This is a genomic window from Alcaligenes sp. YSL9 (assembly GCF_030515105.1).
In the GTDB taxonomy this organism is placed as follows: Bacteria; Pseudomonadota; Gammaproteobacteria; order Burkholderiales; family Burkholderiaceae_B; genus Alcaligenes; species Alcaligenes phenolicus.
Genome location: NZ_JALXJU010000002.1, coordinates 17876 through 39928, shown reverse-complemented (window position 1 = coordinate 39928; position 22053 = coordinate 17876). Strand labels below are relative to the sequence as shown.

Sequence of the window (22053 nt, the reverse complement as noted above, 5' to 3'; positions counted from 1 at the left end):
AGGCGGCTCGTCTATCGAACATAGAGAAAGGATAGAAAAATCATGAGTAAAACGACTCACGTTAAATTACGCCCGCTGGAGCGCGAAGATTTGCGCTTTGTGCATTTGCTGGACAATAACGCCAGCGTGATGCGCTACTGGTTCGAGGAACCTTACGAAACCTATGGCGAGCTGGCGGCTCTGTACGATGAGCATATTCACGATCAGCGTGAACGTCGTTTCGTTGTGGAGTGGGAAGGGCAGCCGTCCGGCGTGGTGGAACTGGTGGAAATTGATTATGTACACCGCCGGGCAGAGTTCCAGATCATTATTGCGCCGGAGTTCCAGGGCAAGGGCATTGCCTCGCGGGCGACCAAGCTGGCTATCGAGTACGGCTTTGGAGTGCTGAACCTGTACAAGATCGTGCTGATTGTAGACAAGGAAAACCACAAGGCCATTCACATTTATCAGAAGTTTGGTTTTCAGGTGGAAGGCGAGCTCAAGCACGAATTCTTCATTAACGGCCAATATCGGGATGTGGTGCGCATGTGCCTGTTTCAATCGGAGTTTCTGGCCGCTCATAAGCCTGCGCAAACTTTGCTGACACCGTCGGCACAATAGTGTTTTGCCTCAATAGCGCTTGTGTTACGGGTGTCTTAAACGAGGCCTTCGCTGATGGCCGGGTTTCTGGGCATGACTCTGTTTGATTGCCTTGATGCGTAGTGAGTGTTTGCTGGTTTGTGCAGGACCGCTTTGCAAAGGTCGGATGTCGTAATAGTCAGAGTAGTTGCCAAAGCCGAGCCCACGGTTCAAGCCAGGCTACACCAAGCAGAGCTCGGTCGGCGGTAGAGCAAGAGCTGGATAAACGGGTGGCAGGGAAGACGGTTACTCGGCAGATTCTTTCCAGCTGTGATGCGCTCAGAGCTGGTGCTTATAGATGTGCCGCTTTCAGACCGCTGCGCACAGCGCCTTCCAGCACACCGGGGTAGCCGGTATCGGTCCAGTCGCCTGCCAGGCGAATAGCTGGCCAAGGTGTCGCTACCGAAGGGCGACGCAGACCGGGCACAGCCGCAAACGTGGCCCGTTTTTCGATAATCAGCTCGCTGGCCCGTATGGCAGGCATGGCTTTCAGGTGCCGGGTCTGGCTGCGTACCTGCTCGATGATCGCGGCAATGGCTTGCTCGCGGTCCAGCGCTTGCAGGCGCACAGCATCGCTGATGACGATCCCCACCAGCGTTTCACCGCTGCCCGGTTTCAGGGCGCTGTGATCAAACAGCCATTGGCCACCACTGCCGCTTTTATCGTCCAGCATCAACATGGAATGGGGCAGATTCCAGGCCTGTTCCAAGTCCAGATACAGGGTGGCAATAGGGATGTAGCTGAAGGCTTCCAGATCGGCCAGCAGTTGTTCGCTGGCCGGGCTGCTGGGTAGGCTATGCAGCAGGCGCGCAGCCTGGACGGGCGGGCAGGCCACAATGGCTGCATCAAACTGCAGGCCGTCAATTTGTACACCTGACTCTGTCAGTTCCAGTCTTTGTACTCTGTGGCCCAGCTGTAGCTGAATGTCACGCAGGGCGGGCTCGCACCAGAGCTGGCTTAAATCCATCAAGGGAATCAAGGTTTGGCTGGCTTGCCGGGGACCGCCCAGGCTGTCGCGCAAGACATGGGCAAAGAGTTGGGCGCAGGCTTGCTCAATGGGCGTGTTCATGGCCGCCACGCAGAGCGGCTGCCAGAACAAACGGATGACATGGCTGTCTTGCTGATGCTGCTCCAGGAGCTGCAAAACCGTCAGACCATCCGGGGTGCGCCATTGCTGTTTCATCAGCCAGCGGCAAAAACGTGCCAGCTTGATTTTCTGCGACCAGCTCAGGCCCTGGGCGCCCAGCAGGCCAGTCAATAAATGGAAGGGGGCAGGCAAGGGGCGATTGCGCAGGCGAAAGCGCCCATCGGCCGAGATCACGTCCAGATCCTTGCGTTCCAGACGGGATGCTTCGTCCAGTCCGATTTCCCCCATCAAACCCAGAATGACGGAGTAGGCGCCCAGCATGATGTGCTGGCCATTATCGGTATCACGCCCCAGATTGGGGCTGTGGATGCGGCGGGCACGCCCGCCTATATGGCGCGAGGCTTCAAAGACACTGACCTGATGGCCTTGCGTCTTCAGCCGCCAGGCGGCAGCACAGCCCGCCCAGCCCGCCCCGATAACCGCGACTTTCATCGGCCCAGTTTGCGTTGCAAGCTGCGGCCGCCCGATACCCAGGTTTTCCAGGCCAACCAGAATTTACGAATGGGTGTCAGCGAAATGCGCTGTTCCAGCACATGCCAACGATCATTGGCAATTTCCACCAGCAGGGCATGGTAGATGGCGGCCATCAACAGGCCTGGGCGTTGTGCCCGGCGATCCACAGCGGGCAGGGCACGCATGGCCTGGCGGTACAAGTCCTGGGCGCGTTCGGTTTGAAAGGCCATCAGGGCCTCGAAGCGCTCCGAATGCTGTTGATCCAGGATCTCGTGAGGTGACACACCAAACTTGTCCAGATCTTCCTGGGGTAGGTAGATGCGGCCACGACGAGCGTCATCGCCCACATCACGGATGATATTGGTCAACTGAAAAGCCAGGCCCAGTTTTTGGGCATAATCGCTGGTCTGTTCCTGGGTTTGGCCAAAAATACGCGCCGACAGCAGTCCCACCACGCTGGCGGCGTGCCAACAGTAGCGTTCCAGCTCGCTCCAGCTTTGGTAGCGCACCTGGTCCAGATCCATTTCCATGCCGTCAATCACGGCCAGCAGTTCGTCCTGAGGCAGGTCGAACGCTTTGATATGGGGCGCCAGAGCCTGCATGACCGGGTGATGGGCACGGCCTTCGTACAGATCGGCCACTTGCGTGCGCCACCAGACCAGCTTCATGCGGGCAACCGATTCCTCGTGAACCTCGTCCACCACGTCGTCCACCTCGCGGCAAAACGCGTACAGCGCCGTGATGGCACGGCGGCGTTCAGGCGGCAGAAACAAAAAGGCGTAGTAAAAACTGGAGCCGCTCTGGGCTGCCTTGTTCTGACAATACTCGTCTGGGCTCATGGACGTTCAGGGTCGGTAAGGGGTACGGCTCAAGCCGCGGGTAATCAGGCGTAGCCAGTCCAGGCGGGACAGGGTGGGACGATGGCTGAAGACATCAAACTTTACCGCTTCCAGGCGTTCCAGAATACGCAGGCCGCCCAATACCATCATTTTCAGTTCCAGGCTGATGCGCCCGGACAGATGGCTGGACAGCAGCAGCCCGGCTTGCAGGCGTTGACGGGCATCGGTAACCAGCAACTGCATCATTTCCTGCCAGCGGGCATCGGCCTCGGGCTGACGCAGCAGCTGGGTACGGGCCTGGATGTAATCATCATCCAGATCATATTGGGCCAGCAGGTCTTGCGGGATATAGACACGGTTCTTGTGCCAGTCCAGTGCCACGTCCTGCCAGAAATTAACCAGTTGCAGCCCGGTACAGGTGGAGTCGGCCATCTCGACCAGCTCCGGGCTGTGGGCTTGATACAGATGCAGCATCAAACGGCCGACCGGATTGGCCGAGCGGGTACAGTAATCCAGCACCTGGGCCATATCGCTATAGCGATGAGTGGTGACATCCTGGCGAAACGCAGACAGCAGGTCCAGAAAAGGCTTGAGAGGCAACTGGAAGTTGCTGATGCTGCTGGCCAGAGGGACAAAAATTTCACTGTGCTGGGTATCGGCCAGGACGGGCTGGTGATATTGCAGTTGTTCTATTCCGGCTTCGAACTGCGCCAGCAGTTCCAGGCGCTCGGCAGCGCTTAAATCGCCTTCATCAGCAATGTCGTCGGCGCTGCGGGCAAAACGATAAATATCGGTGACCGGTCGGCGTAGCCGACGAGGTAGCAGCACAGAGGCGACAGGGAAGTTTTCATAGTGCTCGATAGACATAGTCCGCCAGTATACGGCTTTCGTTTCCACTAGGGCTGGTTTAGACTTTCGTATTGCTTCGGGGAGAACCATGCCACGTCCTATCTCGGCCACCATTCATATTGCGTCACTGCGTCACAATCTCGATATGGTTATTCAGAGCCTGAATAACGCCACGGCTCCATCCGGCGTAAAACGGCCCCATATCTGGGCCGTCATGAAGGCCAATGCTTACGGTCATGACATCGAAAATGCAGTGCGGGCATTCAGTGCCGCCGAAGGCATGGCGATGCTGGACCTGAAAGAAGCCATACGTTGTCGGGCTGCCGGTTGGACCGGCCCCATCATGTTGCTGGAAGGTTTTTTCCAGCCTGAAGATCTGGATGTGCTGGCCGAGTTCGGCCTGACCACTGTCATTCATTGCCACGAGCAGCTCAAGATGCTGGAGCAGTGGAAGGGCGGGGTGGCCTTGAATGCCATGGTCAAGCTCAATAGCGGCATGAACCGTCTGGGTTTCAGCGTGGACGATTACCCCGCCGCCTTCGAGCGCGCTCAGCGTCTGCAAAAGGCAGGTAAGCTGGGAACCGTGGGGCGCATGACGCACTTTGCGCGCGCTGACGACAATATCGACGCCACGCTGGAGCAGATTCGCTGCTTTAACCGGATCACCGACGGCTTGCCGGGCCCGGTCAGTGTGTGTAATTCAGCGGCAACACTAAGCCCTGACCTGGGTGCATACATGCCCTCCGGTCCGGATCACTGGGTACGCCCCGGTATCTGTCTGTACGGCAGCTCTCCTTTTGCGGACATCAGCGCCGAGGACTTCGGCCTGCAGCCTGGTATGACTCTGGCCGCAGAGCTGATCAGCGTGCGCGGCGTCAAGCAGGGCGAGGGCATTGGCTACGGCCATACGTACATTGCCGAGCAGGCCATGCGTATTGGCGTGGTGGCTTGTGGCTATGCCGACGGTTACCCGCGTCACGCGGGAACTGGCACCCCGATTACCGTGAATGGGGTGCGCACTCGTTTGCTCGGTCGTGTGTCCATGGACATGCTGGCAGTCGACCTGACCCCGGTGCCCGCCGCCGGTGTAGGCAGTCAGGCGGTGTTGTTCGGTCAAGGCGGGCCCAGTGTGGATGAGGTTGCTGCGGCAGCCGGAACCCTGGGCTACGAATTGATTTGCGCGGTCGCCCCACGCGTGCCGCGCGTCATCCAGGATTAACAACAACAAGGCATAGCCATGAAAAATAAATGTGTACTCGTTACCGGTGCTACCAAAGGAATCGGCTGGGCAATCAGCCAAAGGCTGGCCGATGCCGGGGCCCACGTTGTGGGTCTGGCCCGCCACACCGAAAGCATTGATTTCCCCGGATATCTGTACTCCTGCGATTTGAGCAATGCAGGCGAAACCGAGGAAATGCTGCGCGTTATCCGCGAAAAATATCCCGTTGATGCGGTAGTGAACAACGTAGGTATGGTCGCGCCCGAACCGATTGGTCAGGTGGACCTGGGCAATCTTTATCAGGTGTTTGACCTGAATGTACGTGTGGCGGTGCAAGTGGCCCAGGCTTTCATCCCTTCGATGAAAGCGCGCAAGGAAGGCCGCATCGTCAATATTTGCAGTCGTGTTGTGCACGGCGGTTCCGATCGCACCAGCTATGCCGCGGCCAAAAGTGCCTTGCTGGGTTGTACCCGCACCTGGGCACTGGAATTGGCTCCTTACGGCATTACCGTCAATGCGGTCTCTCCTGGTCCGATCGAAACCGAATTGTTCCGTGCCAATCATCCCGTCGGCAGCGAAGCCGAACAGCGCAGCCTGTCCTCCATTCCTTTGGGACGTTTTGGGCAGGCGGCCGAAGTGGCTGCTGCGGTTACCTTCTTGCTAAGCGATGAAGCCGCTTATATCACCGGCCAGAACCTGGGCGTGGATGGCGGTGGCAGCTTGGCCGGACGTTAAGGAATTTCTATGGCCACCAGTACTCGTGCGGCCCGCAAGGCCAAAGTTGTATTTGTTTGCACGGAGTGCGGGGCAGATACACCCAAGTGGGCGGGCAAATGCCCGGCCTGCGGGGCTTGGAACAGTTTGCAGGAAACGGTAGAGACACCGGCTGCGGCCAGTGCGCATCGTTTTGCTTCCCTGGCTGGCTCCAGCCCGGTCCAAAGTCTTTCCGATGTGCAGGCACGGGAACTGCCGCGTGTGCCCACAGGCATAGGCGAGTTCGATCGTGTCCTGGGCGGTGGCCTGGTGGAAGGCGGCGTGATCCTGATCGGGGGCGATCCCGGTGTCGGTAAATCCACGCTGCTGCTGCAGGCCATGGCAGCCTTGGCCCAGCAAACCAAAGTTCTGTATGTGACGGGCGAGGAGTCCGCCGAGCAGGTCGCCTTGCGTGCTCGCCGTTTGGGCGTGCCTACCGAAGGTGTGGATCTGCTGGCTGAAATTCGTCTGGAATCCATCAGCCAGGCCTTGCAGTCGCACCAGCCTAGCGTGGTGGTAATCGATTCGATTCAAACCCTGTATTCCGATCAGCTCAGTGCGGCCCCAGGCTCGGTATCGCAGGTGCGTGAATGTGCGGCCCAGCTCACCCGTCTGGCCAAGCAGAGCGGTACTTCCATGATTTTTATCGGTCACGTCACCAAAGACGGGACCTTGGCCGGTCCGCGTGTGCTGGAGCACATTGTGGATACGGTGCTGTATTTCGAGGGGGATACCCATTCCTCCTTCCGCATGGTGCGCGCGTTCAAGAACCGCTTTGGTGCGGTAAATGAATTGGGCGTGTTTGCCATGACGGAAAAAGGCTTGAAAGGAGTCAGCAATCCTTCGGCCCTGTTCTTGTCCCAGCATTCCCAGTCAGTAGCCGGTTCCTGCGTCATGGCTACTCAGGAAGGCACACGGCCTTTGCTGGTGGAAATTCAGGCTTTGGTGGACTCGGCCCATGTACCCAATCCGCGTCGCCTGTCTGTGGGGCTGGAAAGCTCCCGTCTGGCCATGCTGCTGGCGGTGATGCATCGTCATGCTGGCGTGGTCACTTACGATCAGGACGTGTTCGTGAACGCTGTAGGGGGCGTCAAGATTACCGAGCCAGCCGCTGACTTGGCGGTGTTGCTGGCTATTTTGTCCTCCCTGAATAACCGCCCCTTGCCACGTGGCCTGGTCGTGTTTGGGGAAATCGGCCTGGCCGGTGAAATTCGTCCGGCCCCGCGTGGGCAGGAGCGTTTGCGCGAAGCGGCCAAATTAGGCTTCAGCATTGCCTTGATTCCCAAGAGCAACGCCCCGCGTCAGGCGATCGAAGGCCTGGAAATCTGGGCGGTAGACCGGGTGGAAGACGCTGTCGACCGTCTGCGTAATCTGTAACCGCCATGATAAGTATTGAGTTGATCCTGGCCTGCTTGCTGGGAGGCGCGCTTATTGGCTATACCGGCGGGGTCCTGGGGATCGGTGGCGGCTTGCTGGCTATTCCATTGCTGGGCCTGATTCTGGGTATGGATCAGCAAACCGCTCAAGGTACGGCTTTGATCATGGTGGTGCCTGCGGTGCTGCTGACCGTGCGTCAGTACCATCGTCGCAACCATATTGATTTTCGTCGGGCAGCATTGGGGGCGATCTCCTCCATCATCTTTACCTGGCTGGGCGCACGTCTGGCTCTGGGCATGGATGCGATCTTGCTGCGTCGCATTTACTCTGTATTTGTGATGGCCATTGCCCTGTATTATTTCGACCAGAGTTTGGGTTTTTCCCGGCGGCGTCGTCGCAGTGACAAGCCGCGTCCGGACCCGGAGTCGTTTGGCCAGCTGTGGTATATCGCGGTAGGCATGATGGCGGGCTTGGCCGGAGGCGTGTTTGGTGTGGGCGGTGCGGTGCTGGTGGTGCCGTTCCTGACCAGCCGTATGGGTTATAGCCAGACCGGTGCGCAAGGCTTGGCACTGTCCATGATTATTCCCGGCACATTGGTCGCCTTGGCGACGTACGCGTTTCATGGTCAGGCTACCTGGCAGGTCGGCATACCGATGGCGATAGGCAGCCTGCTGCTGGTGCCGTTTGGCGTGCGCTTGGCCTATCGTTTGCCCGAGAATCGTCTGAAGTTTATTTTTGCCTGCATGCTGGTATTGATCATGGCCCTGTTGCTGGTTCGTGCCTGAGGAGCTGCTGTGAGCACCCAATCCGAAACTGTCTATTCTTTGCCCGGTGGCGGTGCCTTGTTGGCTCCGGAGCTGGCCAATCAGCTGGATCTGGAACCCGAGGCCTTGCAGCGCTGGTTCGAGGCCGCCTCGTATGGCGACCAGGCCAGCAAGGTGGGACAGGGCGGTCGTCAGGCAGCCTGGTTTGTGAACGGGCCCTTTGGTCAGGCGGTGCTGCGTCACTACCGCCGTGGTGGCCTGGTGGCTCGCTTCAATGAGTCTTCCTACTTGTGGCAAGGGGCATCGCGGACTCGCAGCTGGCGAGAATTTCAGGTGATGTCTTATTTGCACAACAAGGGCTTGGCCGTCCCCAAAGTGCTGGCGGGCGCATGGTGGCAACAGGGTTTTTGGTACCATGCGGCCCTGATAAGCCAGCGTGTGCCCGATGTGCAGCCTTTGACTTTGTGCCTGGACCGTGCCTCCCCCGAAGCGGTGGCACACGAGATTGTCCGCATGCACCAATTCGAGGTTTGGCACGCTGACCTTAACGCCTACAATATTTTGCTGGATGCGAATGACAAAGTCTGGCTGATCGATTTTGACCGTGCACGACAGGGGCCCGTCAGCCCCGCCCAGGCGCTGGGTAATGTGCAACGCCTGAGACGATCTTTGCTCAAAGTGTGTGGGCCGCGTGGCGATCAGTGGTGGCAGCAGATGTTTTCTGCTTACCGTCACCAAACGCAGCGTTAATTACGACTACGGGCTTTAAAAAAGCTTTATCATCTCGCCTTTTGGGTTTTTCGCTTTCGATAGGAAGGGGACTCGTGATGTCTTTTGGGATGAACACACCACAGGTACTCGCCGGCCTGCTGGCCGCTGCTGCCATCATGCCTGTTGCACAGGCACAAAATCAGGTTGTTAACGTCTATAACTGGGCTGAATATACGGCCCCCGATACCTTGTCCGGCTTTCAGAAAGCCACGGGCATTACCGTGCGTTATGACGTTTACGATAATAACGACACCTTGCAAGCCAAGTTGTTGACGGGCAAGTCGGGGTACGACGTGGTGGTTCCCTCCACGCATTACGCAGCGCGTCAGATCGAAGGCGGTTTGTTCCAGAAGCTGGATAAAAGTCAGATTCCCAACTGGTCCCATCTGGACCCGGACATCATGGCGCTGCTCTCCGATGTGGACCCCGGCAATGAATACCTGATTCCCTGGGGCTACGGCACCAATGGCCTGGGCTACAACGTGACCAAGGTCAAGGAAATCATGGGCGAGCAGGTGGACCTGGGCAACTGGGACATGCTGTTCAAGCCTGAAAACGCCGAGAAGCTGAAAGGCTGTGGCATTTCCATTCTGGACGAAGCCGCCCAGGTGTTCCCGGCCGTGCTGCACTACATTGGCAAAGACCCCAACAGCAGCAATGAAGCCGATTATCGCGAAGCCCTGGACTTGCTCAAGCAAATCCGTCCTTACGTGCGTCAGTTCAGCTCCTCGGGCTATATCGACGAGCTGGCTGCGGGTGATCTGTGCATGGTCTACGGTTTCTCCGGCGACGTGATGATTTCGGCTGACCGTGCGCGCCAGGCTAAAAAGCCGTACGCCATCGACTACTACATTCCGCAAGGCGGGGCGCCGGTCTGGTTTGACACCATGGCCATTCCCAAGAGCGCGAACAATGTGAAAGAGGCTCACGCCTTCATCAACTACATTGAAACGCCGGAAGTCCATGCCGCCATTACCAACACCATGTTCTACCCGAACGCCAATAAAGATGCGCGCGAGTTCGTGGTCAAGGAAGTAGCTGACAACCCCATGATTTACCCTTCGCCCGAAGTCTCCAAGACTTTGTTCGTCATCAAACCACAGCCACTGAAGGTGCAGCGTCTGCAAACGCGCCTGTGGGCTGAACTCAAGTCTGGACGTTAAGGCATCATGCAAGATATCCGTACCGGAACCTCGCCCTGGATGGATGGCGAGGATGCTTTCGTGCGTGTGGACGAAGTCGTCAAGATTTTTGGCGATACGGTGGCCGTCCAGTCTGTAAGTCTGGACGTCGCCCGTCACGAAATTTTTGCGCTGCTGGGTAGTTCAGGCAGTGGCAAATCCACCTTGCTGCGTATGCTGGCAGGTTTCGAGGAGCCGACTTCCGGTCGGATTTATCTGGACAACGAGGATATTACCGACCTGCCGCCTTACCGGCGGCCGGTCAATATGATGTTCCAGTCCTACGCGCTGTTTCCGCACATGTCGGTTGAGGCCAATGTGGCTTTTGGCTTGAAGCAGGAAGGCGTGCCCCGCAACGAAATCCACGAACGCGTATTTGAAGCCCTGGATCTGGTGCAGATGGCGGGTTTTTCACGCCGCAAACCCAATCAGTTGTCAGGCGGGCAGCAACAGCGTGTCGCTTTGGCGCGTAGCCTGGTCAAGCGTCCCAAGCTGCTCTTGCTGGACGAACCCATGTCCGCATTGGACAAGCAGATTCGTCAGAAAACCCAGATTGAGCTGGTCAAGATTCTGGAGCGTGTGGGAGTGACCTGCATTATGGTGACTCACGACCAGGAAGAGGCCATGACCATGGCCAGCCGACTGGCGGTAATGTCCGATGGGCAGATCATCCAGTCCGGTACGCCTTACGATGTGTACTCCTTCCCGAACTCGCGCTTTGTAGCGGGCTTTATCGGTTCCACCAATTTGTTCACCGGCGTAGTGACGGTGGACGAACCGGACCACGTTCATATCGAGTGCGAGGAGTTAAACCGCCCCTTGTATGTCAGCCACGGGATCAGCGAACCGCTGGGCATGGACGTGTATGTGTCCATTCGTCCCGAGCAGATCAAGGTGAGTCGTGAGTTGCCTTCCGAGGACACCAACTGGGGCCACGGCATTGTGACCCACGTGTCCTGGATGGGGAGCTACACCCGCTACCAGATTCGTCTGGACGCCGGCATGCTGATCGAAGCGCAAATGCCCAGTGGCACCTTGGCCCAGCCAGATGCTCCCGGCGTGGACGAAGAGGTCTACGTGTCCTGGTCCGACGATAGCGCAACGGTACTGAGCACATGAAGAACCTGTCCTGGCGCAAACTGCTGCCTACCAGTCGCACGCTGGTGGTCGCACCCACATTCCTGTGGATGATCCTGTTTCTGCTGGTGCCATTTTTGCTCGTGCTCAAGATCAGTTTTGCCGATCTTGATTTCGGGGTGCCGCCGTATACGCCCTTGGCTCAGTTTGCCGAGGAAAGCATTTCCTTTGTACTGAACCTGCGCGGCTATATCCTGCTGTTCAGCGACAATCTGTATTTGGCCACCTACGTCAGCTCCTTGAAGATGGCTGCCGTCACCACGATCTTTTGTATCTTGATCGGCTACCCGGTGGCTTACTACATTGCGCGCTCTTCACCCGCCGTGCGTAGTCTGTTGTTGCTGGCGGTGATTCTGCCTTTCTGGACCTCCATGCTGCTGCGTGTCTACGCCTGGGTAGGCATTTTGCGTGGCGATGGCCTGCTCAATCAGGTCTTGCTGTGGATAGGTATTATTGATGCGCCGCTGGAAATCTACCGCACCGATCTGGCCGTCTATATCGGTTTGATCTATGCCTATCTGCCATTTTTCATCCTGCCTTTGTATGCGAATCTGGTAAAGCTGGATATGCGCTTGCTGGAAGCGGCTTACGATCTGGGCGCGCGTCCCTGGTCGGCGTTCTGGAATGTCACCTTGCCCATGTCCATGTCCGGCGTGATTGCCGGTGCCATGCTGGTGTTTATTCCGGCCGTAGGTGAGTACGTGATTCCGGAAATGCTGGGTGGGGCTGACACCTTGATGATGGGCCGTGTCATGTGGACCGAGTTCTTCAATAATGCGGACTGGCCGATGGCTGCTGCCGTTACTTGCGTGATGGTCCTGCTCTTGATCATTCCCTTGATTTTCTTCCAGTACAGCCAGATGCGACAGATGGAAGCGCAACGGGGAGGCCGCTCATGACCAAGCCTAATCCCTGGCTGCGTGCCATCGTCCTGACGCTGGGCTTTGGTTTTCTGTACATTCCTATCCTGTTCCTGATCGTCTTTTCATTTAATGAATCGGCCATCATGACGTCCTGGTCGGGTTTTTCCTTCCGCTGGTACGAGTCCCTGTTTCAGGATAAAGCGCTGCTCAGTGCTGCCAAGCTGTCTTTCCTGATAGCCGTGCTGACCGCGACCATGGCCACCATTCTGGGCACCTGGGCCGCCTATGTACTGGCCCGTATGGGACGCTTCAAGGGCTTCGCTCTGTATATCGGTCTGGTCAGTGCACCGCTGGTCATCCCGGAAGTGGTGCTGGGTATTTCCCTGCTGCTGATGTTTGTGGAGCTGAACTCCCTGTTTGGCTGGCCGGAACAGAACGGTATCTTCACTATCTGGATTGGTCACGTGGTGCTGTGCACCGCGTACGCGACCGTGATTCTGCAATCGCGTATGCGTGAGCTGGATCGCTCTCAGGAAGAAGCGGCGCTTGATTTGGGTGCCACCCCCTTGAGGGCGTTTTTCCAGGTGGTCCTGCCTTCGATCGTGCCTGCCTTGATGGCGGCCTGGTTGCTGGCCTTTACCTTGTCGCTGGACGATGTGGTGATCGCCTCCTTCCTGTCCGGTCCGGGCTTTACCACCTTGCCGGTGGAAGTGTTTTCGCGCGTACGCTTGGGTCTCAAGCCCGAGATCAACGCGTTGGCGACCCTGCTGATTTTGGTGATTGGTATTTTTGTTGTGGTCGCCAGCCGCTTGCAGGTACGCCGCGAGCGTCGCGCCTGATTGATAAGGAGTATTGCCGTGTTCACGATGTATGGTTTGAAAAATTGCAGCACCTGCCAAAAGGCGATTGCCTGGTTTGAGCAAAACGGTCTGCCTTTGAACTTTGTGGATTACCGCGAACATCCCTTGGAAGCGGCCCGCCTGCAACAATGGGCGCAGGAGCTGGGTGGCTGGCCCAAGCTGGTCAACCGTGCCTCCATGACCTGGCGTAATCTGCCTGCAGAACGTAAAGAGCCGCAGGACGATGCCCAATGGCTGGCCTTGATTGCTGAATTTCCGGCGCTGGTGCGCCGCCCCTTGCTGATTACGCCCGAGGGCGAGGTCAGCGTGGGTTTCAACGAAGGCAAATTTGCCGCTCGTTTTCTTAAGTAAACCAAGGGGGGCCAAGCCCCCCCATTTTTATATCTGCCATGTACACACAGACCGAACTCAAACAACAGGTGGCTCAGGCTGCGGTTGATTACGTCCTTCCTTTCCTGACCCCGGATTCCATTCTGGGTGTGGGTACGGGTTCCACGGTTGATTTGTTTATTGATGCTCTGGCGGCGCACAAACATGCCTTCAAGGCTGCTGCTTCCAGCTCGGAGCGCTCGACCGCTCGCCTGCAAAGTCTGGGTATTGCAGTGCAAGACTTGAACACCATCGAACGCATGGACTGGTATGTGGACGGTGCCGACGAAATCGATGCGGCGTTGAACATGACCAAGGGCGGTGGTGGCGCTTTGACCCGCGAGAAAATCGTGGCTTCGGTCTCGGACAAGTTCCTGTGCATTGTGGACGATTCCAAACTGGTGGATCGCCTGGGTGCGTTCCCCTTGCCGGTGGAAGTCATCCCCATGGCCAAGAATGCCGTGGCTCGCCAATTGCGCGCCTTGGGCGGTAATCCCGTCGAGCGTACGGGCTTTGTCACCGATAACGGTGGCCTGATTCTGGACGTGTCCGGTTTGTCGATTGCAGACCCGGCTGCTCTGGAAGCCCAGATCAACAATATGCCCGGTGTGGTGTGCTGTGGCCTGTTCGCGATTACCCCAGCCAGCGTGGCCTTGATTGCCGGTCAACAGGGTGTGCGTACCCTGCCTGGCGACGGTTTCTGAATTTTAATGTCTCTGTCATAATCGGTGCTTAATCTATGCACGGATTAAGCGCTGGCGCGAGCCATTTTGCTGTTACAGAAGGCCACTATGAACGAACATACCAATAAGCAGTTTCACTCCGATCTGGAGGCCACCCGTTCGCTGTTCTTGCAGATGGGCGGTATTGTTGAATCTATGGTTCGCAGTGCGACCGAAGCCCTGCAAACCGGGGATATGTCGCTGGTTGACCAGGTTCGCGAGCGTGAAAAAGAAATCAACCGCCTGGAAGTGGAAATTGACGAGCGTATCACCAACCTGATCGCCCGTAATCAACCCACTGCCATTGACTTGCGCATGCTGCTGTCCATCTCCAAAATGCTGACCGATATGGAACGCTGCGGGGACGAGGCCGAGCGCATCGCCAAGATGGCTCGCCGTCTGCACGAAGGTACCGCTGGCTACGAGCCCGTGGTGGAACTGCGCCACATGAGCTCCTCAGTCGCTGGCATGATCAACGATGTGCTGGACGCCTTTGCGCGCCAGGATGCCGTACACGCAGCACAGATTGTGCGTAGCGACAAGGAAGTGGATCGTGAGTGGAAGGGTTCGCTGCGTCACATCATCACTTACATGATTGAAGATCCACGCACGATTTCGCACTCCATTGATCTGATCTTTATCGCCCGTGCGCTGGAGCGTATTGGCGACCACGCCAAGAACATGGCTGAACGCGTGATCTACATGGTGCGTGGTGACGACGTGCGTCACACCGGTGTGAAGAACACCGAGCGTACTGCACGTGGTGAACCCTTGCCAGAACCGGAATCCGAAGACAAAGCCTGATTCCGACCCGGGCCTTCTTGCTGCAAGCCTTGCATGACACCATGCAAGGCTTGTTTGCTTTTCAAAAACTAAAGCCGTAGCCTTGGGGGGCTCGGTCAGGATAGAACTGGGTACGTAGCAGTACCGCATCCTGCACCGTAATCAATACTGCTGAGTTCCACCAGGGCGGGGTCAGCGTTGGCAAGGCCAGCAGATAGCCCTGCACGCCGTGCGCACCGGACTGGCGCACAAACTCCAGATCAGCCTCGTCCTCGACACCTTCGATTACCACGTAGGGGCTGTAATCGGCGCAGACATTGACCAGATTGCGCAGCAAATGGGCTGGCTGACCGGGGCTGCGTGCCCGCAGCAAGATCGAGCGGTCAATTTTGATAATGTCGGCATGGGTCTGCACCAGAAAGGCCAGGGTACTATTACCCGATCCCGTGTCGTCCAGAGCAATCCGTACCCCCAGGTTTTGCAGTTGGGCAATCAGGCGCAGCGCCGTGGGCTTGTGGGCGATGGTGCCGGTTTCCGTCACCTCCAGAATCAGGCGCTGGGCCACATCCGGGCGACTGTCCAGATAGCTGAACAGATCCTGCCACCACAAATCGTCCTGCAGGGAGCCTGCGGAGATATTCACTCCCAGACAAAGACCGGGTTTTGTACTGAGCAGCTCCACCACACTGCCCAAGACACTGCGATCCAGCCGGGACACCAGACCTAGCCGCTCCAGAGCGGCGATGGCCTCGGGTAAAGAGTAATCCGCCGTGCCGCAGTGACGAATCAAGGCTTCTTCATAAAAGTTCTTGTTCTTGTGTTTTTCGCCCAGGTGATAGATGGGCTGAAAGGCCAGGGCCAGCAGCCCATTCTGTAAATCATCCAGCATGCGAACTGCCAGACTCATATCGTCCCGGTACGTCTTGGCCCAGACCTTGTGCCAGGCGGCCAGCGTGGCTGGGTGATTATGAGAGCAGGGGTTGGGAGCGGGAGGGTGGAGCTGATTCGTGTCGTACTGACGGCTATCGTAGTGGTAAGCCATCTGGGTGTGCAGGTAGATGCGGTGCTCATCCTGGGTGATGGGGTCACACTCCAGTGCCGCACCCAGCAATTGGGCCAGGGCATTGGGATGGGTACGCTGAAAGCGGTGTTGCTTGCCCAACTGCTTCAAGGCAATCAGGACAAAATCTCCCCGGATAAAGATTTCATTGGCAGTCAGCCCACAGTCCAGCAGCCTTTGCTGCACGGTATCCAGCACAAAAGCATGAAACTGCGGCCCATACAAAGCCTCCAAATAGCTCAGGTTGACCAGCCACAGGCGCAAGTGAGTGGAGTACTGGTCAATCTCGGGTAGGTCTAGGCGGCACATGAACTTCTTTTCCTGTGGGTAAAGCAGTAAGCGGCGGTGCTGTGCAGGGCTCGGCGCAAGGCTGCTCAGACATGGACACGTGATGGGCCGGTGTGGCTTGGGCACTGTATGCGCATCAAGGCCAGCCGTGATTTTGTGCCTTAGGGCTTCAGGTAACTGTAGAAAAATCCCATTTCTTTTGATTTTTGACCAGTCTGAAACTAACTTGTCGCGCAGCGTTTCATTTAATTACGTTTTGGCTGCGTGCTGAAGGTGGGGCTATTTGATAAGAATGCGGGGAAAGGCGGGGGCAAAAATAAAGAAACCCCGGAGCACGATGGTAATGCTCCGGGGTTTGCGTGCGTGTCCTGAATCGGGACTTAAGCGGAAGGGGCGGTAAAACCGTCGGCTTCCACGTCCTTGTCTTCAAACAGATACTGCTCCATCTGTTCTTTCAAATACGTGCGGGCACGGGCATCGGCCAGGTTCAGGCGGTTCTCGTTCACCAGACGGGTTTGCACGTCCATCCAGTTGGCCCAGGCCTGTTTGGAAATCGAGTGCCAGATCTTGGTGCCCAGCTCGCCGGGGTAGGGGGGAAACTCCAGGCCCTCGGCTTCCTGTTTCAGCTTCACACAGTGAATCATGCGTGCCATATGTGTTCCTTTTCAATCAAATGCTTGGATGGGCGTATTGTACTTAGGGGCGCAGGAGGGTCAAACCGGCTTACAGCTTTTTAATAAAGACCATGCTGTTGCGCGAACGGTTGTAATGGGACTGCTTGCCCTTGGGCAGATCGGACACGCCACCTTGTACAAAGCCACGCTTGATAAACCAGTGAGACGTGCGGGTGGTCAGCACAAAAAGACGCTTGAAGCCGGCCGCACGGGCCTTGGCTTCGGTATGGCGCAAGAGAATTTCACCTTCGCCCGAGCCTTGCCATTCCGGGTGCACGATGAGACAGGCCATTTCGGCCATGCTTTCTTCTTCGTACGGAATTAATGCCACACAGCCGTAAATAATGCCGTCGTGCTCCAGAACCGTGAACTGCTCCACCTCGCGCTCGATGACCGAACGGCCGCGGGGGACCAGGGTGCCGTCAATTTCAAGGGGTTCGATCAGTTGCACGATTGCACCCACATCGTCCAGATTGGCCGGGCGCAAATCGTCCAGTGTGTCTTCCACCACCATGGTGCCCACCCCATCGTGGGTGAAGATCTCCAGCAAAATGCTGCCGTCCTGCTTGTAGGGCACCAGGTGCGCACGGGCAATACCGCGTTTGACGGCTTGCGAGGCGTAGCGCAGGAAGGTGGAGCAGTCCTCGTCCAGCTTGCCCGAGGCCAGCAGGGAGTCGGCATCGGCACGAGCCAGCTCCGAATCGATATCCAGATTATTGGAGTGCCCGATATGCTCCGGGGTCAGGAAAATCAGCTTTTCAGCGCGCAGGGCGATGGCCGTGCTGGTGGCCAGATCTTCCATGTCCAGGGTAAAGGCCTCGCCAGTTGGAGAAAAACCCAATGGGGAGAGTAGAATAAGCGCTCCTTGGCTCATGATCAGCCGCATGGCGTCCACGTCCAGCTTGCGTACCGCGCCAGAATGCTTGAAGTCCAGGCCATCAATCACGCCCACCGGACGCGCGGTCACAAAGTTGCCCGAAATGATGCGAATCTGGGCATGTGACATGGGGGTGTTGGGCAAACCCTGGCTGAATGCGGCTTCAATGTCCAGGCGAATTTCACCAGCGGCTTCTTTGGCGCATTCCAGAGCGACCGCACTGGTTGGCTCGGTACCGCGACCAAATTGCGTGGTTTCGCCTTTCAGGCGCAGTTGCTCATTGACCTGGGGGCGGGAGCCATGCACCAGCACCAGCTTGATGCCCAGTGCTGACAGCAGCGACAAATCCGGGATCAGGGTGTAGAGCAGTCCATCGTTGATGAGCTCGCCCCCAAAGGCCACCACGAACGTCTTGCCACGAAAATCGTGTACATAAGGCGCCACTTCCCTGAACCATCGCACAAATTGTGCCTGGGATTCATCAGGTGGTTCGATGGCGTTGTACGAGTCGGGGATGTCTGTGTTCATTGCGGGGGATCTTTGCGTCCAAATGGTTTCAAGCCAAAATTATAATGATGTCTGTACCAGAAACTACCTTTCATGCACGAGTCCGACGAATTGACTGAAAACCCACACTCTTTACCAACAATTTCGTACCCTGATGACCTGCCAGTCAGCGCCCGACGGGCCGAAATTGCGCAGGCGATCAAAGACCATCAGGTGGTCATTGTGTGTGGTGAAACCGGCTCGGGCAAAACCACCCAATTACCCAAAATCTGTCTGGAGCTGGGCCGTGGCCTGCAGGGCAAGATTATTGGTCATACTCAGCCGCGCCGTCTGGCCGCCACGTCGGTCGCCAAGCGTATTGCCCAGGAGCTGCAATCGGAGATTGGTGACTGGGTAGGGTACCAAATCCGCTTTAACGACAAGACCGGACCGCGCTCAGCCATCAAATTGATGACAGACGGGATCTTGCTGGCCGAGTCCCAGCGCGATCCCCTGTTAAGCCGCTATGACACCATCATTATTGACGAGGCCCATGAACGCAGTCTGAACATCGACTTTCTGCTGGGCTTTTTAAAGCAACTGTTGCCACGTCGTCCGGACCTGAAGCTGATTATTACCTCGGCCACAATTGATGCCGAGCGTTTCGCGCAGCACTTTGCCCACAAGAGCAGGAAGGCGCCTGTCATTGAAGTGTCGGGCCGTCTGTATCCCGTCGATATTGTGTACCGCCCGATTCTGGACCCGTCTTTGGTCGATGCCGAAGAACGCCGTTCCGCCTCCGAGGAGGAGCGGGATCTGATGCAAGGCATTGTGGATGCGGTGCAGGAATGTGCCCGGCATGGTACGGGCGACATTCTGGTCTTCCTGCCTGGTGAGCGTGAAATCCGCGAAGCCACCGAGGCGCTGGAAAAAGAAAAGCCCATCAATACCGTGATCCTGCCCTTGTTTGCGCGTCTGTCGCAGGCGGATCAGGAACGTATTTTCCGACCCAAAGGCAATGCGCGCCGTGTGGTGCTGGCGACCAATGTGGCAGAAACCTCGCTGACCGTGCCCGGCATTCGCTTTGTGGTCGATAGTGGTCTGGCGCGTATCAAGCGCTATTCCTGGCGCAACAAGGTCGAGCAACTGCGTATTGAAGCGATCAGTCAGGCCTCGGCCAGCCAGCGGGCAGGGCGTTGCGGTCGTATTGGGCCCGGTATCTGTATTCGTCTGTATGACGAGCAGGATTTCAAGAGCCGCCCCCCCTTTACGGATCCCGAGATTCTGCGTTCCTCGCTGGCCTCGGTGATTCTGCGCATGAAGGCCTTGCATCTGGACGATGTGGAAACCTTCCCCTTTGTGGAGCCGCCCACTGGCCGGGCGATTGCCGATGGCTATCAAATTTTGCAAGAGCTGGGTGCGCTGGATGAACAGCAGCGCCTGACCAAGGTGGGCCGTTCCCTGGCCAAGCTGCCCGTGGACCCGCGTGTGGCCCGCATGATTCTGGCCGGTCATGAACATCATTGTTTGACGGAAATGCTGATCGTGGCCTCGGCCATGTCCGTGCAAGATCCGCGTGATCGTCCTGTCCATGAGCGTGAAGCAGCCAATCAGGCCCATGCCCGTTTCAATGACGACAAGTCCGAGTTCCTGTCCTATGTGAAGCTATGGAACTGGTTGGAAGAGCTGTCGCAGGAACAAAGCTCGCAGCGCAAGTTTGCCAATAGCGTCAAACAGGCTTTGCTGTCCCCTTTGCGTATTCGTGAATGGCGAGATGTTCATACCCAATTACGCAGTCTGGTACAGGAGCAGCGCTGGGTCGCCAACCCCTCGGCAGCCACGTATGAGCAGGTGCATCTGGCCTTGTTGACGGGCTTGATCGGCAATATTGGCTACAAGAGTGAAGAAACGGGTGTCTACCAAGGCACGCGTGAATTGCGCTTTGTGATTCACCCCGGCTCCAAGCTGGTCAAGAAAGCAGGCCGTTGGATACTTGCGGGCGAGCTGATGGAAACTACGCGGCTCTTTGCCCGCTGTGTGGCGCGTATCGAGCCGCAGTGGATTGAAAAAGTCGGTGCCCATTTGCTGCGCAAAACCTGGGGCGATCCGCGCTGGGAGAAGAAAGCCGGGCAGGTAGTGGCCAATGAGCGCGCTACCTTATATGGCTTGCTGATTTACAGTGGCCGTCGCATTCACTTTGGCCGCATTGATCCGGTGCAGGCCCGCGAGTTGTTCTTGCGCCAGGCTCTGGTGCCAGGCGAGATCGACTCCAACCTGCCTTTCCTGCGTCATAACCGTCAGCAGATACAGGCGGTAGAGCGTTTGGAACACCAATCTCGCCGTCCTGACATTCTGGTGGATGAGGAACTGATCTACGCCTTTTACGATCAGCGCATCCCCAAGGACGTGTACCAGACCGCCACATTGGAAAAGTGGTTCAAGGGCTTGTCCAAAGAGGAGGCCAAGGGCCTGGAGCTGAACCGCGACGAGCTGATGCAGCACGACGCAGCGGGTATCACCACCGAGGTCTTTCCGCGCTCCGTTGAATGGCAGGGCGTGAAGATGGCGCTGGATTATCACTTCGAGCCGGGCTCGGTGCGCGATGGGGTGACCTTGAGTGTTCCCTTGTTCGCCTTGAATCAGATCGACGCTGCGCGTTGCGAGTGGCTGGTGCCCGGCATGCTGAAAGAAAAAGTGCTGGCTTTGCTGAAATCCTTGCCACAACGCATCCGCCGCCATTGTGTGCCGCTGCCCGATTATGCTGCCGCCTTTCACCAACGCTGGTTTGAAAAAGCAGCCGATCCGGGCATGAGCCTGCTGGACGCCATTTCGCAGGATATGTGGACTCAGCTCAAGCAAAGGCCGCAGCGCAGTGACTTCAAACCCGAGACGCTGGCGACGCACTTGTTCATGAACTTCCGGGTCATTGACGAGCATGGCCGCATGTTGTCGGGCGGGCGCAATCTGGATCAGCTCAAGGCCGAGCATGGCCGTCAGGCCCAGGCCTCCTTCCAGCAAATGGCCGCCAGCGACGAACAGGTAGCGCAAGTGCTGGATCACGAGCAACTGACCAGCTGGAGCTTTGGTGAACTGCCCGAGCTGATGGAAATCAAACGCAAGGGGCGCAGCTTTATTGGCTACCCGGCCTTGATCGACAAGAAAACCCATTGCGATCTGGATGTGTTCGATGACCCGGCTAAGGCCCAGCGTCAGCACCGTCAGGGTTTGCGCCGCTTGTTCCGTTTGGCCCTGCGCGAGCAGGTGCGCTTTCTGGAAAAGAACATTACGGACCTGACTCGTATCAGCATGCTGTACATCAATCTGGGGACGCAGGAACAATTGCGTGATCAGATCATTGATGTGGCTCTGGAGCAGTCCTGCATGATGGAGCCCTGGCCCAAGAACCAGGCCGAGTTCGAGGCTCGCGTGCAGGAGGGCCGCAGCCGTCTGGGTCTGGTGGCCCAGGAAGTGGCGCGTCTGGCCGGGCAGATTCTGACTGAATGGAGTGCCGCCCAGAAGAAACTGGCGCAAATCAAGGCCCACCCCGAGGCTTTGAAAGACATACAGCAGCAATTGAACGCCTTGATGCCGACCTTGTTTCTGGAAAGCAATGAATACGCGCAGTTGGCGCATATGCCGCGTTACTTGAAAGCGGTACAAACACGGGTGGACAAGCTGCGTGCCGATCCGGCTCGCGATCAACGCCTGATGCAGGATATGTCGGTTCTGCTGACCAAGTACCAGCGTGCCGTTGCCGCGCTGAAAGGTGCGACCGATAGCGGTTTGCGGGATTTTCGCTGGATGCTGGAGGAACTGCGCGTGTCCTTGTTTGCGCAAGAGTTACGCACCCCCATGCCGGTTTCGGTCAAGCGTCTGGAAAAAGCCTGGGCGGCGCTGCAACGCTAAGACGGTAGCCGTTTGAGATCTGCAGGGCGATATTGGGCATTGGGATGCGCCCTTGCA

At 57.4% G+C, this 22053-nt stretch carries 20 protein-coding genes; 14 read left to right on the top strand and 6 right to left on the bottom strand.

The window, feature by feature from the left end; translation table 11 throughout:
* Nucleotides 1-42 precede the first annotated feature (42 nt).
* Entirely contained in the window at nucleotides 43-600 is a 558-nt protein-coding gene (speG, locus tag M2Q46_RS08360) for a spermidine N1-acetyltransferase (RefSeq protein WP_009461630.1), read from the top strand.
* Between the two features lie 310 nt (nucleotides 601-910).
* On the opposite strand, the gene hpnE is transcribed toward speG, so the two are convergent.
* The 3 genes from hpnE to hpnC are packed head-to-tail and all read right to left on the bottom strand — an operon-like array spanning nucleotide 911 to nucleotide 3924.
* Nucleotides 911-2197 (bottom strand): hydroxysqualene dehydroxylase HpnE, encoded by a 1287-nt coding sequence (gene hpnE / locus M2Q46_RS08355; protein ID WP_302357064.1) that lies wholly within the window; start codon nucleotides 2195-2197, stop codon nucleotides 911-913.
* On the bottom strand, nucleotides 2194-3057 hold the full coding sequence (hpnD, locus tag M2Q46_RS08350; RefSeq protein ID WP_009461634.1) for a presqualene diphosphate synthase HpnD: 864 nt from the start codon (nucleotides 3055-3057) through the stop codon (nucleotides 2194-2196). The genes hpnE and hpnD overlap by 4 nt, the downstream gene beginning before the upstream one ends.
* A 6-nt stretch (nucleotides 3058-3063) precedes the next feature.
* The gene (hpnC, locus tag M2Q46_RS08345) at nucleotides 3064-3924 is read right to left on the bottom strand and encodes a squalene synthase HpnC (protein ID WP_302357062.1); all 861 of its coding nucleotides are present in this window, start codon (nucleotides 3922-3924) and stop codon (nucleotides 3064-3066) included.
* A 70-nt stretch (nucleotides 3925-3994) separates the two neighbouring features.
* Between hpnC and alr the strand changes: the two genes are divergently transcribed.
* The 12 genes from alr to phoU all read left to right on the top strand — a co-directional run bounded on the left by alr (nucleotide 3995) and on the right by phoU (nucleotide 14726).
* Nucleotides 3995-5125, top strand: a complete 1131-nt coding sequence (alr, locus tag M2Q46_RS08340; RefSeq protein ID WP_009461638.1) for an alanine racemase — start codon at nucleotides 3995-3997, stop codon at nucleotides 5123-5125.
* An 18-nt stretch (nucleotides 5126-5143) separates the two neighbouring features.
* Nucleotides 5144-5860 (top strand): SDR family oxidoreductase, encoded by a 717-nt coding sequence (locus M2Q46_RS08335; protein WP_009461640.1) that lies wholly within the window; start codon nucleotides 5144-5146, stop codon nucleotides 5858-5860.
* Nucleotides 5861-5869: 9 nt separating this feature from the next.
* Nucleotides 5870-7255, top strand: coding sequence for a DNA repair protein RadA (gene radA / locus M2Q46_RS08330; RefSeq protein ID WP_009461642.1), 1386 nt, complete (start codon nucleotides 5870-5872; stop codon nucleotides 7253-7255).
* A gap of 5 nt (nucleotides 7256-7260) precedes the next feature.
* The gene (locus M2Q46_RS08325; RefSeq protein WP_009461644.1) at nucleotides 7261-8040 is read left to right on the top strand and encodes a sulfite exporter TauE/SafE family protein; all 780 of its coding nucleotides are present in this window, start codon (nucleotides 7261-7263) and stop codon (nucleotides 8038-8040) included.
* Nucleotides 8041-8049: 9 nt separating this feature from the next.
* Complete coding sequence (locus tag M2Q46_RS08320) at nucleotides 8050-8769, top strand: 3-deoxy-D-manno-octulosonic acid kinase (RefSeq protein ID WP_060185757.1); 720 nt, start codon at nucleotides 8050-8052, stop codon at nucleotides 8767-8769.
* Nucleotides 8770-8846: 77 nt separating this feature from the next.
* Nucleotides 8847-9953 (top strand): polyamine ABC transporter substrate-binding protein, encoded by a 1107-nt coding sequence (locus M2Q46_RS08315; protein WP_060185758.1) that lies wholly within the window; start codon nucleotides 8847-8849, stop codon nucleotides 9951-9953.
* Nucleotides 9954-9959: 6 nt separating this feature from the next.
* The gene (gene potA, locus M2Q46_RS08310) at nucleotides 9960-11090 is read left to right on the top strand and encodes an ABC transporter ATP-binding protein (protein ID WP_009461650.1); all 1131 of its coding nucleotides are present in this window, start codon (nucleotides 9960-9962) and stop codon (nucleotides 11088-11090) included.
* A complete protein-coding gene (locus M2Q46_RS08305; protein ID WP_026484352.1) occupies nucleotides 11087-12007 on the top strand; it encodes an ABC transporter permease subunit in 921 nt (306 codons plus the stop codon). Before potA ends, M2Q46_RS08305 begins: the two co-directional genes overlap by 4 nt.
* Nucleotides 12004-12810 (top strand): ABC transporter permease subunit, encoded by an 807-nt coding sequence (locus M2Q46_RS08300; protein ID WP_009461654.1) that lies wholly within the window; start codon nucleotides 12004-12006, stop codon nucleotides 12808-12810. Before M2Q46_RS08305 ends, M2Q46_RS08300 begins: the two co-directional genes overlap by 4 nt.
* 12 nt (nucleotides 12811-12822) lie before the next feature.
* Entirely contained in the window at nucleotides 12823-13182 is a 360-nt protein-coding gene (locus M2Q46_RS08295; RefSeq protein ID WP_161808944.1) for a Spx/MgsR family RNA polymerase-binding regulatory protein, read from the top strand.
* Between the two features lie 38 nt (nucleotides 13183-13220).
* On the top strand, nucleotides 13221-13904 hold the full coding sequence (rpiA, locus tag M2Q46_RS08290) for a ribose-5-phosphate isomerase RpiA (RefSeq protein ID WP_009461658.1): 684 nt from the start codon (nucleotides 13221-13223) through the stop codon (nucleotides 13902-13904).
* Between the two features lie 87 nt (nucleotides 13905-13991).
* Nucleotides 13992-14726 carry a phosphate signaling complex protein PhoU gene (gene phoU / locus M2Q46_RS08285; RefSeq protein WP_009461659.1) on the top strand — a complete coding sequence of 245 codons (735 nt, stop codon included), beginning with the start codon at nucleotides 13992-13994 and terminating at the stop codon, nucleotides 14724-14726.
* A 61-nt stretch (nucleotides 14727-14787) separates the two neighbouring features.
* On the opposite strand, the gene M2Q46_RS08280 is transcribed toward phoU, so the two are convergent.
* From M2Q46_RS08280 to argA, 3 genes are all read right to left on the bottom strand, one after another.
* Entirely contained in the window at nucleotides 14788-16074 is a 1287-nt protein-coding gene (locus tag M2Q46_RS08280; protein ID WP_302357061.1) for an EAL domain-containing protein, read from the bottom strand.
* A gap of 359 nt (nucleotides 16075-16433) precedes the next feature.
* Nucleotides 16434-16706: an oxidative damage protection protein gene (locus tag M2Q46_RS08275; RefSeq protein ID WP_009461661.1), complete on the bottom strand. Its 273-nt coding sequence runs from the start codon at nucleotides 16704-16706 to the stop codon at nucleotides 16434-16436.
* A gap of 70 nt (nucleotides 16707-16776) precedes the next feature.
* On the bottom strand, nucleotides 16777-18132 hold the full coding sequence (gene argA, locus M2Q46_RS08270; protein ID WP_009461662.1) for an amino-acid N-acetyltransferase: 1356 nt from the start codon (nucleotides 18130-18132) through the stop codon (nucleotides 16777-16779).
* 72 nt (nucleotides 18133-18204) lie between these two features.
* Between argA and hrpA the strand changes: the two genes are divergently transcribed.
* A complete protein-coding gene (gene hrpA, locus M2Q46_RS08265; RefSeq protein WP_302357060.1) occupies nucleotides 18205-21996 on the top strand; it encodes an ATP-dependent RNA helicase HrpA in 3792 nt (1263 codons plus the stop codon).
* The last annotated feature ends 57 nt before the right edge of the window (nucleotides 21997-22053 follow it).